The organism is Variovorax boronicumulans, from assembly GCF_009811375.1.
In the GTDB taxonomy this organism is placed as follows: Bacteria; Pseudomonadota; Gammaproteobacteria; order Burkholderiales; family Burkholderiaceae_C; genus Variovorax; species Variovorax boronicumulans.
Genome location: NZ_BKDH01000001.1, coordinates 4,166,234 through 4,179,025, shown reverse-complemented (window position 1 = coordinate 4,179,025; position 12,792 = coordinate 4,166,234). Strand labels below are relative to the sequence as shown.

General features: G+C 67.1%; 14 protein-coding genes. All 14 read left to right on the top strand.

Annotated features, from left to right (window positions below; translation table 11 throughout):
* Positions 1 to 129 precede the first annotated feature (129 nt).
* The 14 genes from ubiE (at position 130) to VHAB30_RS19220 (ending at position 12,773) form a co-directional block, all read left to right on the top strand.
* Positions 130 to 861 carry a bifunctional demethylmenaquinone methyltransferase/2-methoxy-6-polyprenyl-1,4-benzoquinol methylase UbiE gene (ubiE, locus tag VHAB30_RS19285; protein ID WP_056578284.1) on the top strand — a complete coding sequence of 244 codons (732 nt, stop codon included), beginning with the start codon at positions 130 to 132 and terminating at the stop codon, positions 859 to 861.
* A 41-nt stretch (positions 862 to 902) separates the two neighbouring features.
* Positions 903 to 1,907, top strand: a complete 1,005-nt coding sequence (locus VHAB30_RS19280) for a Tim44 domain-containing protein (RefSeq protein WP_159274952.1) — start codon at positions 903 to 905, stop codon at positions 1,905 to 1,907.
* 57 nt (positions 1,908 to 1,964) lie between these two features.
* Entirely contained in the window at positions 1,965 to 2,522 is a 558-nt protein-coding gene (locus tag VHAB30_RS19275; protein WP_159278166.1) for a ubiquinone biosynthesis accessory factor UbiJ, read from the top strand.
* Positions 2,519 to 4,084, top strand: a complete 1,566-nt coding sequence (gene ubiB, locus VHAB30_RS19270) for a ubiquinone biosynthesis regulatory protein kinase UbiB (protein ID WP_062477035.1) — start codon at positions 2,519 to 2,521, stop codon at positions 4,082 to 4,084. The genes VHAB30_RS19275 and ubiB overlap by 4 nt, the downstream gene beginning before the upstream one ends.
* A gap of 19 nt (positions 4,085 to 4,103) precedes the next feature.
* Complete coding sequence (locus tag VHAB30_RS19265; protein ID WP_159278165.1) at positions 4,104 to 5,552, top strand: sodium:solute symporter family protein; 1,449 nt, start codon at positions 4,104 to 4,106, stop codon at positions 5,550 to 5,552.
* Positions 5,553 to 5,657: 105 nt separating this feature from the next.
* Complete coding sequence (locus tag VHAB30_RS19260; protein WP_062477042.1) at positions 5,658 to 5,999, top strand: FmdB family zinc ribbon protein; 342 nt, start codon at positions 5,658 to 5,660, stop codon at positions 5,997 to 5,999.
* 14 nt (positions 6,000 to 6,013) lie between these two features.
* Positions 6,014 to 6,646, top strand: a complete 633-nt coding sequence (locus VHAB30_RS19255; RefSeq protein ID WP_062477045.1) for a DUF502 domain-containing protein — start codon at positions 6,014 to 6,016, stop codon at positions 6,644 to 6,646.
* 37 nt (positions 6,647 to 6,683) lie between these two features.
* Positions 6,684 to 8,489: an aspartate--tRNA ligase gene (aspS, locus tag VHAB30_RS19250; RefSeq protein WP_062477047.1), complete on the top strand. Its 1,806-nt coding sequence runs from the start codon at positions 6,684 to 6,686 to the stop codon at positions 8,487 to 8,489.
* Positions 8,490 to 8,496: 7 nt separating this feature from the next.
* Positions 8,497 to 8,973, top strand: a complete 477-nt coding sequence (gene nudB / locus VHAB30_RS19245) for a dihydroneopterin triphosphate diphosphatase (RefSeq protein WP_159278164.1) — start codon at positions 8,497 to 8,499, stop codon at positions 8,971 to 8,973.
* On the top strand, positions 8,970 to 9,740 hold the full coding sequence (locus VHAB30_RS19240; RefSeq protein WP_159278163.1) for an endonuclease/exonuclease/phosphatase family protein: 771 nt from the start codon (positions 8,970 to 8,972) through the stop codon (positions 9,738 to 9,740). Before nudB ends, VHAB30_RS19240 begins: the two co-directional genes overlap by 4 nt.
* A gap of 139 nt (positions 9,741 to 9,879) precedes the next feature.
* On the top strand, positions 9,880 to 10,611 hold the full coding sequence (gene folE, locus VHAB30_RS19235) for a GTP cyclohydrolase I (RefSeq protein WP_159278162.1): 732 nt from the start codon (positions 9,880 to 9,882) through the stop codon (positions 10,609 to 10,611).
* Positions 10,612 to 10,614: 3 nt separating this feature from the next.
* Positions 10,615 to 11,037 carry a BLUF domain-containing protein gene (locus tag VHAB30_RS19230; protein WP_062477059.1) on the top strand — a complete coding sequence of 141 codons (423 nt, stop codon included), beginning with the start codon at positions 10,615 to 10,617 and terminating at the stop codon, positions 11,035 to 11,037.
* Positions 11,038 to 11,053: 16 nt separating this feature from the next.
* Positions 11,054 to 11,935: a DMT family transporter gene (locus VHAB30_RS19225; protein WP_159278161.1), complete on the top strand. Its 882-nt coding sequence runs from the start codon at positions 11,054 to 11,056 to the stop codon at positions 11,933 to 11,935.
* A gap of 13 nt (positions 11,936 to 11,948) precedes the next feature.
* Positions 11,949 to 12,773, top strand: a complete 825-nt coding sequence (locus tag VHAB30_RS19220) for a DUF429 domain-containing protein (protein ID WP_159278160.1) — start codon at positions 11,949 to 11,951, stop codon at positions 12,771 to 12,773.
* The last annotated feature ends 19 nt before the right edge of the window (positions 12,774 to 12,792 follow it).

The window sequence follows — 12,792 nt, the reverse complement described above, 5'->3', positions numbered from 1 at the left end:
AAGATAGCCTTACACACAGCAAAGACGCGCGTTGCGGCGGCCCTCCGTTGGAGGAAAAAGCAACAAATGTCCGCCGTGCCCGCGGGGTCGTCGCCTTGAAGGAATGCCTTCCGGCCTAACATCCAGCGCATGAGTACAACCCACTTCGGCTTCGAGAAAGTCGACGAAAGCGAGAAGGCGCAACGCGTTCGCGGCGTCTTCGACTCGGTGGCCTCGCGCTACGACATCATGAACGACCTGATGTCGGCCGGCCTGCACAGGGCCTGGAAGGCCTACACCGTGATGGTCGCGAACGTAGGCGAAGGCTCGCGCGTGCTCGACATCGCGGGCGGCACCGGCGACCTCGCGCTCGCCTTCTCGAAGAAGGTCGGCGCCACGGGCCAGGTGGTCCACACCGACATCAACGAAGCCATGCTGCGCACCGGCCGCAACCGCTTGCTCGACGCCGGCGTGGTGCTGCCCACCACGGTCTGCGACGCCGAGAAGCTGCCCTTTCCCGACGACCACTTCGACGTGGTCACCGTGGCCTTCGGTCTGCGCAACATGACGCACAAGGACGTCGCCCTCAAGGAGATGAACCGCGTGCTCAAGCCGCGCGGCAAGCTGCTGGTGCTCGAGTTCTCGAAGGTCGCCAAGCCGCTCACGAAGGCCTACGACTGGTATTCGTTCAACGTGCTGCCGCGCCTGGGCAAGCTCGTGGCCGGGGACGACGCGAGCTACCGCTACCTGGCCGAATCGATCCGGATGCATCCCTCGCAAGAGGAGCTCAAGACCCTCATGAAAGAGGGCGGTTTCGGACATGTGGACTATCACAACATGACGGGGGGAATTGCTGCCCTCCATGTTGGAATCAAGTGTTGATCACGATGACGACGCGAATTTTTCGCTCAAGAGGAGACGGCATGAAGAGTTTGGGTTCTTTGTTCTTGGCAGCAGCACTGGTGCTGGTGAGCGTTCAGGCGGAAGCTGCTCGCATGGGTGGCGGCAAGTCTGTCGGTCGCCAGTCGTCCAACGTGACGCAGCGCCAGGCCACGCAGCCCGCGGCCCCCGCGCAGCAGAACGCGACCAATGCGGCGCCTAAGCCCGCAACGCCCGCCGCCGCTGCACCGAAGCGTCCGTGGGGCGCGATGCTCGGCGGTCTCGCCGCCGGCCTGGGCCTGGCATGGCTCGCGAATTCGCTGGGCCTGGGTGCCGGCTTCGCCAACATCCTGCTGATCGCGCTGCTGGCCTTTGCCGCGCTCGCGGTGTGGCGCATCTTCAAGGCGCGCTCGGCTGCGTCGTCGGGCAGCGCCAACCGCCAGGGCGCTTTCGCCTTCCAGGGCGCCGGCAGCCCCGCCGATGCACGCGCACCGGCACAGTACAGCCCGGCCAACGTCGGCAACGACGCCTCGGCACGGCCGTGGGAGCGTAACGCCGCGGCGTTCGACGCCACGCCGGCATCGCACGGCAGCAGCCTCTCGGCCGCGGGTGCCGCAGCCGGCGGCAGCATGATCGGTTCGGCACTGGCCGGTTCGCAGTCCTGGGGCATCCCCGCGGGCTTCGATGCCGACGGTTTCCTCACCGCCGCCAAGCGCAACTTCGTGACCCTGCAAGACGCCTGGGACCGCGCCGACGTGTCGATGCTGCGTTCCATGATGACCGACAGCATGGTCGAAGAGATCCGCACGCAGCTGGCCGATCGCGCCAGCCACACGGGCGGTGCGCTCAACAAGACCGAGGTCGTGATGCTCGACGCGAAGCTGCTGGGCATCGAAGAGTTGCCCGACGCCTACATGGCGAGCGTGGAGTTCTCCGGCATGATCCGCGAAGACGCCTCGGCGGGCCCGGCCCCGTTCCGCGAAGTCTGGAACATGACCAAGACCGGCAGCGCCGGCTGGCTCGTCGCAGGCGTGCAAGCGCTGCAGTGACAAAAACCTGAGCCACGGCCGTCACCCGGCCGTAGCACTGACGGGATAATGGGGACCATGGCTACACCATCGTCCCCTTTTTCTTTGCTCGGCGACCTGTTCAACCGCATCGGCGAACGCCTGCAACCGCCGGCCTGGGCTGTCCACGAGATCCAGCACCGCGCGGTCCTGTTCCTGAACCACGTGCTGCAGCAGGAGCCCGAAGCGCAGCAGCGGCTGCTGCGCCAGCAGGGCAGGGTGGTGCGCTTCCAGTGGCGCTTCGTGACGATGGAACTGGTGGCCACGCCGGCCGGCCTGCTCGACCTGGCACCTGCCGGTGCCACGCCCGAACTCACGCTCACCGTGATCGATGACTCCCCCTTCGACATCGCCCGCGCCACGCTGCGCGGCGACAAGCCTTCCGTGCAGATCGTCGGCGACGTGCAGCTCGCGGCCGAGGTCAACTGGCTGGTCGACCACGTGCGCTGGGACGTCGAGGACGACCTGGCCCGCGTGATCGGCGACGTGCCTGCGCACACGCTGGGCAACGGCGTGCGCCGCGTGGTGGGCGCGCTGCGCCAGTTCGTCGGCGACCGCTCGGCCCGTGCCGGCGGTGCGGCGGGCCACGCCGAATGAGTCGCTTCTATCGCGGCCTGTTCATCGTCTGGGTCGCACTGCGCTATGGCCTGGACGAGCTCGTGCTCACGAGCTTCCAGAAGCCCTGGCTGCGCGTGGTGGCGCGCATCGTCTCCATCGGACGCAACCTCGACGCGCCGCGCGGCCAGCGCCTGCGCGAGGCGCTGGAGCGGCTGGGCCCCATCTTCGTGAAGTTCGGCCAGGTGCTGTCCACGCGGCGCGACCTGCTGCCGCCCGACATCGCCGACGAGCTCGCCTTCCTGCAGGACCGCGTGCCGCCGTTCCCCTCGGCGGTGGCGGTCGCGACCATCGAGCGCGCCTTCCGCCGCCCGGTGAGCGACGTGTTCGTGCAGTTCGACGAAACGCCCATCGCCAGCGCCTCGATCGCTCAGGTGCACTTCGCGACCATCCGCACCAACCAGGGCGAGATCCGCGACGTGGCGGTGAAGGTGCTGCGCCCCAACATGCGCGGCGTGATCGAGAAGGACCTGGCCCTCATGGCCATGATGGCCGGCTGGATCGAGAAGCTCTCGCCCGACGGCAAGCGCCTGAAGCCGCGCGAGGTGGTCGGCGAGTTCGACAAGTACCTGCACGACGAGCTCGACCTCGTGCGCGAGGCCGCCAACGCCGCGCAGCTGCGCCGCAACATGGCCTCGCTCGACCTGGTGCTGATTCCCGAGATGTTCTGGGACTTCTGCCACCCCGAAGTGATCGTGATGGAGCGCATGAACGGCGTGCCCATTGCCCAGATCGACAAGCTGCGGGCCGCCGGCGTCGACATTCCCAAGCTGGCGCGCGACGGCGTGACGATCTTCTTCACGCAGGTGTTCCGCGACGGCTTCTTCCACGCCGACATGCACCCGGGCAACATCCAGGTGAGCCTGGCGCCCGAGACCTTCGGGCGCTACATCTCGCTCGACTTCGGCATCATCGGCACGCTCACCGAGTCCGACAAGGAGTACCTCGCGCAGAACTTCGCGGCCTTCTTCCGGCGCGACTACAAGCGCGTGGCCGAGCTGCACCTGGAAAGCGGCTGGGTGCCGCAGGGCACGCGCATCGACGAGCTCGAGGCGGCGATCCGCACCGTGTGCGAGCCGTACTTCGACCGGCCGCTGAAGGAAATCTCGCTGGGCATGGTGCTGATGCGCCTGTTCCAGACCTCGCGCCGCTTCCACGTCGAGATCCAGCCGCAGCTGGTGCTGCTGCAGAAGACCCTGCTGAACATCGAGGGCCTGGGCCGCAGCATCGACCCCGAGCTCGACCTCTGGGCCACGGCCAAGCCCTTCCTCGAGAAGTGGATGATCGACCAGATCGGGCCGAAGAAGCTGTTCCAGCAACTGCGGGCCGAGGCGCCGCGCTACGCGAAATTGCTGCCGCAATTGCCGCGTTTGCTGCACGATTTCCTGGAAAATCGGCCGCCCGATCACCGCCGCGAGTTGCAGGAACTGCTGGCCGCGCAGAAGCGCACCAACCGGCTGTTGCAGGCCATCCTCTATGGCGGCATCGGATTCGTCCTGGGGTTGCTCGCCATGCAAGTGCTGGTGCGCGTGCGTTTGTTCTAGAGGCTGGAGGAGTTTCGCCGTGTTGTTGACGCTGGTCATCGTCTATCTGCTGGTCACCATCGCCATCGGCCTGTATGCGGCCAAACGGGTGAAGAACACCACCGACTTCGCGATCGCGGGGCGGCACCTGCCGCTGTTCATGATCATCACGACCACCTTCGCGACCTGGTTCGGGTCCGAGACGGTGCTCGGCATCCCGGCCAAGTTCATCGAGGGCGGCCTGAGCGGCGTGGTCGAAGACCCGTTCGGCGCGGGCACCTGCCTGATCCTGGTGGGCCTGTTCTTCGCGGGCAAGCTGTACCGCATGACGCTCTTGACCATCAGCGACTACTACCGCGAGCGCTACGGCCGCAGCGTGGAAGTGGCCTGCTCGCTGATCATCATGCTGAGCTACCTGGGCTGGGTGTCGGCGCAGGTCACGGCGCTGGGGCTGGTGTTCAACGTGCTGTCGGCCGGCGCCATCAGCATCCCGCTGGGCATGGTGATCGGCGTGGTTTCGATCCTGGCCTACACGCTGTTCGGCGGCATGTGGTCGGTGGCCGTGACCGACTTCATCCAGATGATCATCCTGGTCGTCGGCCTCGCGGTGATCGCGATGTTCGCGGGCGACATGGCCGGCGGCGCCGACAAGGTGGTGGCCTTCGCGGTCAGCAAGGACCTCTTCAAGTTCTGGCCCGAGCCCAACTGGCACGACATGGTGTTCTTCTTTGCCGCGGCCATCACGATGATGCTGGGCTCCATTCCGCAGCAGGACGTGTTCCAGCGCGTGATGTCGGCCAACAGCGTCAAGGCCGCGACCCGCGGGCCGGTGATCGGCGGCGTGGCCTACATCCTGTTCGCCTTCGTGCCGATGTTCCTGGTGGCCAGCGCGCTGCTGATCATGCCGGAGGAGGTCGCCGTGCTGCTGAAGGAAGATCCGCAGAAGGTGCTGCCCACGCTGGTGCTGCAGAAGATGCCCTTCGTGATGCAGGTGCTGTTCTTCGGCGCGCTGCTGTCGGCCATCAAGTCGACCGCTTCGGCCACCCTGCTGGCGCCCAGCGTCACCTTCACCGAGAACATCTGGCGCCAGTTCCGTCCCGCCGGCACCGACCGCGAGAACCTGATGACCATGCGCATCACGGTGCTGCTGTTCAGCGCCGCCGTGCTGGCCTACGCGATCCGCATGCAGGGCACGCCGATCTACGAACTGGTCTCGGGCGCCTACCAGGTGCCGCTGGTGGGGGCCTTCGTGCCGCTGGTGTGCGGCCTGTACTGGCGCCGCGCCACCACCCAGGGCGCCATCGCCTCGATCGTGGGGGGCATCGGCGTCTGGCTGCTGTTCATGGCCATGCCCTGGGGGACCGCCTTCCCGGCCCAGCTGGCGGGCGTGCTGTCCTCGTTCGGGGGCATGGTTGTCGGCTCGCTGCTGCCGCAATGGATAGCGAACACTCACACGCCGCACCGCCTCCTGGCGACCGAGCCGGCCTGACGGCGGGCCGGGCCGGGCCCCCACGGCCCCTGCGGGCGGGGGCGCCCCTATAATCGAGGGCTTTGCGAGCGGCAGCTGCGTCGCTCATTCCCACCCCGATTTCCCATGCCCATTTACGCCTACAAGTGCAGTTCCTGCGGCTTTGCCAAGGACGTTCTGCAGAAGATGTCGGACACGCCGCTCTCGGTGTGCCCGGAATGCGGTGCGAGCGCATTTGAAAAGCAGGTCACGGCCGCCGGCTTCCAGCTCAAGGGCTCGGGCTGGTACGTGACCGACTTCCGCGAGGGCGGCGGCAAGAAGTCCGAGGCCGCCACCGCGCCCGCTGCGTCCGGCGACGGAGCCAAATCGGCCGACGCCTCTTCTTCGTCCCCCGCCTCCAGCCCCGCACCGGCGCCCGCTCCCGCGCCGGCCCCCGCTGCAACGGCTGCCGCCAAGAGCGGCGACTGACGGAACCCTCTCCCATGTCCGCCCTGCGCAAATGGTTGTTCTCCGGCTTGCTGGTGATCGTTCCGCTGTTCATCACCCTGGCGGTGCTGAAGTGGATCATCGACACGCTCGACCAGACGCTGTGGGTGCTGCCGGGCGCATGGCAGCGCTGGCTCTACGACAACAACATCCGCGGGCTCGGTGTGCTGCTCACGCTGGCCATCCTGCTGGTGGTCGGTGCCATTGCGAGCAACTTCGTCGGCAAGCGCCTGCTCGGCTGGGGCGACGCTGTGGTGCGCCGCATTCCGGTCGTGCGCTCGATCTACTCGAGCGTCAAGCAGGTGTCGGACACGCTGTTCTCCGAGAACGGCAACGCATTCCGCACGGCAGTGCTGATCCAGTGGCCGCGCGAGAGCGTGTGGACCATTGCCTTCGTGACCGGCGCGCCGGGCAACGAGGTGGCCGAGTACCTAGGCAGCGAGGAATTCCTCAGCGTCTACGTGCCGACCACGCCCAACCCCACGGGCGGCTACTTCGTCATGCTCAAGCGCAGTGACTGCGTCGAACTGAAGATGAGCGTGGACGAAGCGCTCAAGTACATCGTCTCGATGGGCGTGGTCGTTCCAGGCGGCCCCTCCTCGGTGGCGATCAAGCCATCCAACTCATAAAAACGAACGCGCCACGACGGCGCCGGAAGTCATCTCTATGGCCATGCGTACTCACTATTGCGGTCTTGTGACCGAAGCCCTGTTGGGCCAGACCGTCACCCTGTGCGGGTGGGTCAACCGTCGCCGCGACCACGGCGGCGTGATCTTCATCGACGTGCGCGACCGCGAAGGTTATGTGCAGGTGGTGTGCGACCCCGACCGCGCCTCGACCTTCGCCGTGGCCGAAAACCTGCGCAACGAGTTCTGCGTGCAGATCACGGGCCTGGTGCGCGCGCGCCCCGAAGGCACGACCAACGACAGCCTCAAGAGCGGCAAGATCGAAGTGCTGTGCCACGAACTGAAGGTGCTCAACCCCTCGGTCACGCCCCCGTTCCTGCTGGACGACGACAACCTGTCGGAAACCACCCGCCTCACGCACCGCGTGCTCGACCTGCGCCGCCCGGCCATGCAGCGCAACATGATGCTGCGCTACAAGGTGACGATGGAAACGCGCAAGTTCCTCGATGCCAACGGCTTCATCGACATCGAGACGCCGATGCTCGGCAAGTCCACGCCCGAAGGCGCGCGCGACTACCTCGTGCCCAGCCGCGTGCACGACGGCAGCTTCTTCGCGCTGCCGCAGTCGCCCCAGCTGTTCAAGCAGCTGTTGATGGTGGCCGGCTACGACCGCTACTACCAGATCGTGAAGTGCTTCCGCGACGAAGACCTGCGCGCCGACCGCCAGCCTGAATTCACGCAGATCGACATCGAGACCTCGTTCCTCGCCGAAGAGGAAATCCGCGAGATGTTCGAAGGCATGATCCGCAACGTGTTCCGCAACGCCGCGGACATCGACCTGCCGGTGTTCCCGACCATGAGCTACGCCGACGCGATGTTCAAGTACGGCTCGGACAAGCCCGACCTGCGCGTGAAGCTCGAATTCACCGAACTCACCGAGCTGATGAAGCGCGTCGAGTTCAAGGTGTTCTCCAACGCCGCCACCATGGCCGGCGGCCGCGTCGTCGCACTGCGCGTGCCCGGCGGCGGTGCCGAGGGCGGCCTGTCGCGCGGCGAGATCGACGCGTACCAGGAGTTCGTGAAGATCTACGGCGCCAAGGGCCTGGCCTACATCAAGGTCAACGACGCCGCCGCCGGCCGCGACGGCCTGCAAAGCCCGATCGTCAAGAACCTTGACGACGCCACGCTGGCCGAGATCATCGCCCGCACAGGTGCCCGCAACGGCGACATCCTGTTCTTCGGCGCCGACAAGGAAAAGGTCGTCAACGACGCCATCGGCGCGCTGCGCGTGAAGATCGGCCACAGCGCCTTCGGCAAGAAGGCGGGCCTATTCGACGACCGCTGGGCCCCGCTGTGGGTGGTCGACTTCCCGATGTTCGAGTTCGACGAGGAAGGCCAGCGCTGGAGCGCCGTGCACCACCCGTTCACCGCACCGAAGGACGGCCATGAAGACCTCATGGACACCGCGCCCGAGAAGTGCATCGCCAAGGCCTACGACATGGTGCTCAACGGCATCGAGATGGGCGGCGGTTCGGTGCGTATCCACCGCGAGGAAGTGCAGAGCAAGGTGTTCCGCGCGCTGAAGATCAGCGCCGAGGACGCGCAGCTCAAGTTCGGCTTCCTGCTGGACGCGCTGCAGTACGGCGCCCCGCCGCACGGCGGCATCGCCATCGGCCTGGACCGCCTCGTCATGCTCATGACCGGCGCCGAGTCGATCCGCGACGTGATCGCCTTCCCCAAGACCCAGCGCGCGCAAGACCTGCTGACGCAGGCGCCGAGCCCGGTCGACGAGAAGCAGCTGCGCGAACTGCACATCAAGCTGCGCAACACGCCGCAGGCGGCCTGATGCAGCCATGACGACCGGCACCCGGCCCTGGAAGATCCCGGAGTCGGTGCTGGTCGTGATCCACACGCCGGCACTCGATGTGCTGCTCATCCGGCGTGCGGATGCCGAGTCCGACTTCTGGCAGTCGGTCACTGGAAGCAAGGACGCAGTCGACGAGCCGCTCGCGCTCACCGCCGCACGCGAAGTGGCCGAGGAGACCGGCATCGATTGCAGTGAAGGCACGCCGCTGGCGTCGCAACTGGTCAACTGGCAGCTGCGCAACGTCTACGAGATCTACCCGGGTTGGCGCGCGCGCTACGAACCCGGCGTCACCCACAACACCGAGCACCTGTTCGGCCTGTGCGTGCCCGAACGCCTGACCCCCGTGCTCGATCCGCGCGAGCACACCGACTGGCAATGGCTGCCGTACCACGAGGCGGCCGACGCCTGCTTTTCCCCGTCGAACGCCGAAGCCATTCTGTTGCTGCCAGAATTTGCGCGATGAACCCACCGGCCGCCGCAGCAGCAGCAACGCAGAACCTCCGGGTCGCGACCTACAACATCCACAAGGGGGTGCAGGGGATCGGGCCGGCGCGTCGGCTCGAAATCCACAACCTGGGCCATGCCATCGAGCAGCTCGATGCCGACATCGTCTGCCTGCAGGAAGTGCGCAAGATGAACCGCCAGGCCGCCGCCCGTTTTCCGCGCTGGCCCGAACTGCCGCAGGCCGACTTTCTGGCGCCCGAGGGCTACACGGCCGTCTACGAGACCAACGCCGTCACGCGCCACGGCGAGCACGGCAACGCGCTGCTCACGCGCTGGCCGGTGATCCGCACCGGCCACCAGGACATCTCCGACCACCGCTTCGAACAGCGCGGCCTGCTGCATGCCGTGATCGACGTCGAAGGGCGCCGGGTGCACGCCATCGTGGTGCACCTGGGGCTCATCAAGGGCAGCCGCGTGCGGCAGGTGGCCCGGCTGCGCGAGTTCATCGAGCGCGAGGTGCCGGCCGACGAGGCCGTGGTGGTGGCCGGCGACTTCAACGACTGGGGCGCGCGCATGCGCTACGCCATGAACGCCATGGGCCTGCGCGACACCAGCGACCTGCGCGGCCCACGCACGCTCACGTACCCGTCGCGCCTGCCCGTGACGCAGCTCGATTTCGTCTACGGCCGCCAGCTCGAACCGCTGGCCTGCAATGTGCCGCGGGGTCCCATCTGGGCCCGCATGTCCGACCACCTTCCGCTGGTAGCCGACTTCGCGCTGGCCTGAGCTCGCCCCCAGGCTTCGCGTACTGCGTGTCGCTTCTCCAACCCCCTGCCGGGGGCAACACCAGCGGCCCGGCAAAGCCGGTTCCGCGGTGTTTCCCCTCTGGCGGTGCTGAAAAAGGGTTCACTGATACCATCTGCGGATGCTGAGGAAAACCGACGTCGAACCGCTTCCCGATCGAAAAGACGATGACGAGGGCACGCCCGTCTCCGTCAAGATCCGCGAGCGACTGAATGCAGCGCGCAAGCGTTTCAACGCCAACGACAACATCGCCGAGTTCATCCAGCCGGGCGAGCTGGAGTCGCTGCTCGACGAGGTCGAGGTCAAGATGAAGGGCGTGCTCGAGAGCCTGGTCATCGACGTCGAGAACGACCACAACACCGACAACACCTCGCGCCGCGTGGCCAAGATGTACCTCAACGAGGTGTTCCGCGGCCGCTATGTGCCGGCACCTCCGCTCACCGAGTTTCCCAATGCCGAGCACCTGAACGAGCTGATGATCGTCGGCCCGATCACCGTGCGCAGCGCCTGCTCGCACCACTTCTGCCCGATCATCGGCAAGCTGTGGATCGGCGTGATGCCCAACGAGCACACCAACGTGATCGGCCTGTCGAAGTACGCGCGCCTGGCCGAATGGGTCATGGGCCGTCCGCAGATCCAGGAAGAAGCCGTGGTGCAGCTGGCCGACCTGATCCAGGAAAAGACGCAGCCCGACGGCCTCGCACTGGTCATGGAGGCCGAGCACTTCTGCATGGCCTGGCGCGGCGTGAAGGAAATGGACAGCAAGATGATCAACTCCGTCATGCGCGGCGTGTTCCTGAAAGACCCGAGCCTGCGTCGCGAATTCCTCTCCCTCCTGCCACGAAAGAGCTGAGCCATGCTGGTCCGACTTCTCTATGCCAGTCGCGCCGTCGATACCAGCCCCGAGGCCATCGAGGCGATCCTCGCGAAATCGCGCACGCACAATCCGGCCTGCGGCATCACCGGCATCCTCTGCTACGGCGCCGGCACCTTCCTGCAGGCGATCGAGGGTGGTCGCGACGCCATCAGCGATCTCTACGGCCACATCCAGCGCGATCCGCGCCACAAGGACGTGGTGCTGCTGCACTACGAGGAAATCTCCGAGCGCCGCTTCGGTGGCTGGACGATGGGGCAGGTCAACCTCTCCAAGCTCAATGCCTCGACGCTGCTGAAGTACTCCGAGAAGCCCGAACTCGACCCGTACAAGGTCTCGGGCAAGGTCTCGCTCGCGCTGCTCGAAGAACTGATGGCCACCGCCGCCATCGTCGGCCGCCACTGATCCCGGTTCCGCCGGGGTGCCGCTCTCTGCCTTTGCGCTGATCCTGCTCGCCGGGGTCATTCACGCCAGCTGGAACATCGCCGCCAAGAAGGCGAACGGCGATTCGCGCTTCGCGTTCCAGAGCGGCGTGTTCATGGCCGTGGTGTGGGCGCCCGTGGGCATCACGCTCGGCTGGAGCGTCGTGCCGACCTGGGGCACGAAGGAGTGGGCCTTCATCGTGCTGAGCGGCGTGCTGCACGTCTTCTATTACGTCGTGCTGCTGCGCGGCTACCGCAAGTCGGACCTCACGGTGGTCTACCCGCTGGCGCGCGGCTCGGGGCCGCTGCTGTCGTCGCTGGTGGCGATCCTGTTCCTGGGCGAGAAGATCAGCCTCGTCGGCGTGGCCGGCATCTTCGGCGTGGTGCTCGGCGTGTTCCTGGTGGCCGGTGGCCCGCGCCTCTTTCACAAGAAGCATGACCCGGTGCAGCGCGAGCGCGTACAGAAGGGCATGCGCTACGGCGTGCTGACCGGCGCCTTCATTGCGGCCTACACGGTCACCGACAGCTACGCCGTCAAGTTCCTCGCCATGTCGCCGATCCTGCTCGACTACATGAGCAACTTCGTGCGCCTCGTGCTGCTGCTGCCCGCCGCGCTGCAGGACCGCGCGACCACCGTGCGCATGTGGCGTGAGCAGTGGAAGTACGCGCTGCTGGTGGCGGTGATCAGCCCCGTCTCGTACGTGCTGGTGCTGTACGCGGTGCAGCAGGCGCCCATCTCGCACGTCGCGCCGGCGCGCGAGGTGTCGATGCTGTTCGCCGCGCTGATCGGTGGGCATCTGCTGCGCGAAGGCGATCGCATGCTGCGGCTGCTGGGCGCGCTGTTCATCGCGGCCGGTGTGATCGCGCTCGCACTGGGTTGACCGAAGGCGGGCGATGCTCTTCGGCTGCGATTTCTCGAGCGCACCGACCGCCCGCAAGCCCATCGTCGTGGCCGTCGGTGAGCTGGCCGGCCCGGACGTCGTCACGCTGACCGGCCTGCACCGCTTCGCCACGCTCGACGCCTGGGGCCAGTGGCTCGACAGCAGCACGCCCGCCTGGGTCGGCGGTTTCGACTTTCCCTTCGGCCTGCCGCGCGAACTGGTCGAGCACCTGCAGTGGCCGACCGCGTGGGACGCGCTGATCGCCCACTACGCCGGCCTGAGCCGCGCCGAGATCCGCGACACCTTCGCCGCCTTCTGCGCGGCGCGTCCGGTCGGCGGCAAGTTCGCGCACCGTGCGACCGATGCGCCGGCCGGCTCGAGCCCGTCGATGAAGTGGGTGAACCCGCCGGTCGCCTACATGCTGCACGCCGGCGTGCCGCGCCTGCTCGCCGCCGGCGCCACCTTGCCGGGCCTGCACGCGGGCACCCACAAGGAACGCATCGCGCTGGAGGCGTATCCCGGGCTGCTGGCCCGCGAGCTGATCGGCCGGCGCAGCTACAAGAGCGACGACCTCGCGCGCCAGTCGCCCGAACGCGAAGCCGCGCGCGCCGACCTGCTGGCCGCGCTGGAATCCGGGCGCACGCGGCTCGGCCTGCGCCTCCAACTCACGGTCGCGCAGCGCGACGGGCTGTGCGCCGACGCCAAGGGCGATGAACTCGACGCCGTGCTGTGCCTGCTGCAGGCCGCTTGGGCCCGCCAGCGCGCCGATAGCCCCGGGCCGGGCTATGGATTGCCGGGGGCCATGGACCCGCTCGAAGGCTGGATCGTCAGCGCCTGAGCCGCCTGCCGTCGCTTGC

Coding starts and splice junctions, on each gene's coding strand:
- VHAB30_RS19260 (WP_062477042.1), top strand. CDS start 5,658: ATGCCCATTTACGCCTACAAGTGCAGTTCCTGCGGCTTTGCCAAGGAC.
- VHAB30_RS19230 (WP_062477059.1), top strand. CDS start 10,615: ATGCTGGTCCGACTTCTCTATGCCAGTCGCGCCGTCGATACCAGCCCC.
- folE (WP_159278162.1), top strand. CDS start 9,880: ATGCTGAGGAAAACCGACGTCGAACCGCTTCCCGATCGAAAAGACGAT.
- ubiE (WP_056578284.1), top strand. CDS start 130: ATGAGTACAACCCACTTCGGCTTCGAGAAAGTCGACGAAAGCGAGAAG.
- VHAB30_RS19280 (WP_159274952.1), top strand. CDS start 903: ATGAAGAGTTTGGGTTCTTTGTTCTTGGCAGCAGCACTGGTGCTGGTG.
- VHAB30_RS19240 (WP_159278163.1), top strand. CDS start 8,970: ATGAACCCACCGGCCGCCGCAGCAGCAGCAACGCAGAACCTCCGGGTC.
- nudB (WP_159278164.1), top strand. CDS start 8,497: ATGACGACCGGCACCCGGCCCTGGAAGATCCCGGAGTCGGTGCTGGTC.
- ubiB (WP_062477035.1), top strand. CDS start 2,519: ATGAGTCGCTTCTATCGCGGCCTGTTCATCGTCTGGGTCGCACTGCGC.
- VHAB30_RS19220 (WP_159278160.1), top strand. CDS start 11,949: ATGCTCTTCGGCTGCGATTTCTCGAGCGCACCGACCGCCCGCAAGCCC.
- aspS (WP_062477047.1), top strand. CDS start 6,684: ATGGCCATGCGTACTCACTATTGCGGTCTTGTGACCGAAGCCCTGTTG.
- VHAB30_RS19275 (WP_159278166.1), top strand. CDS start 1,965: ATGGCTACACCATCGTCCCCTTTTTCTTTGCTCGGCGACCTGTTCAAC.
- VHAB30_RS19255 (WP_062477045.1), top strand. CDS start 6,014: ATGTCCGCCCTGCGCAAATGGTTGTTCTCCGGCTTGCTGGTGATCGTT.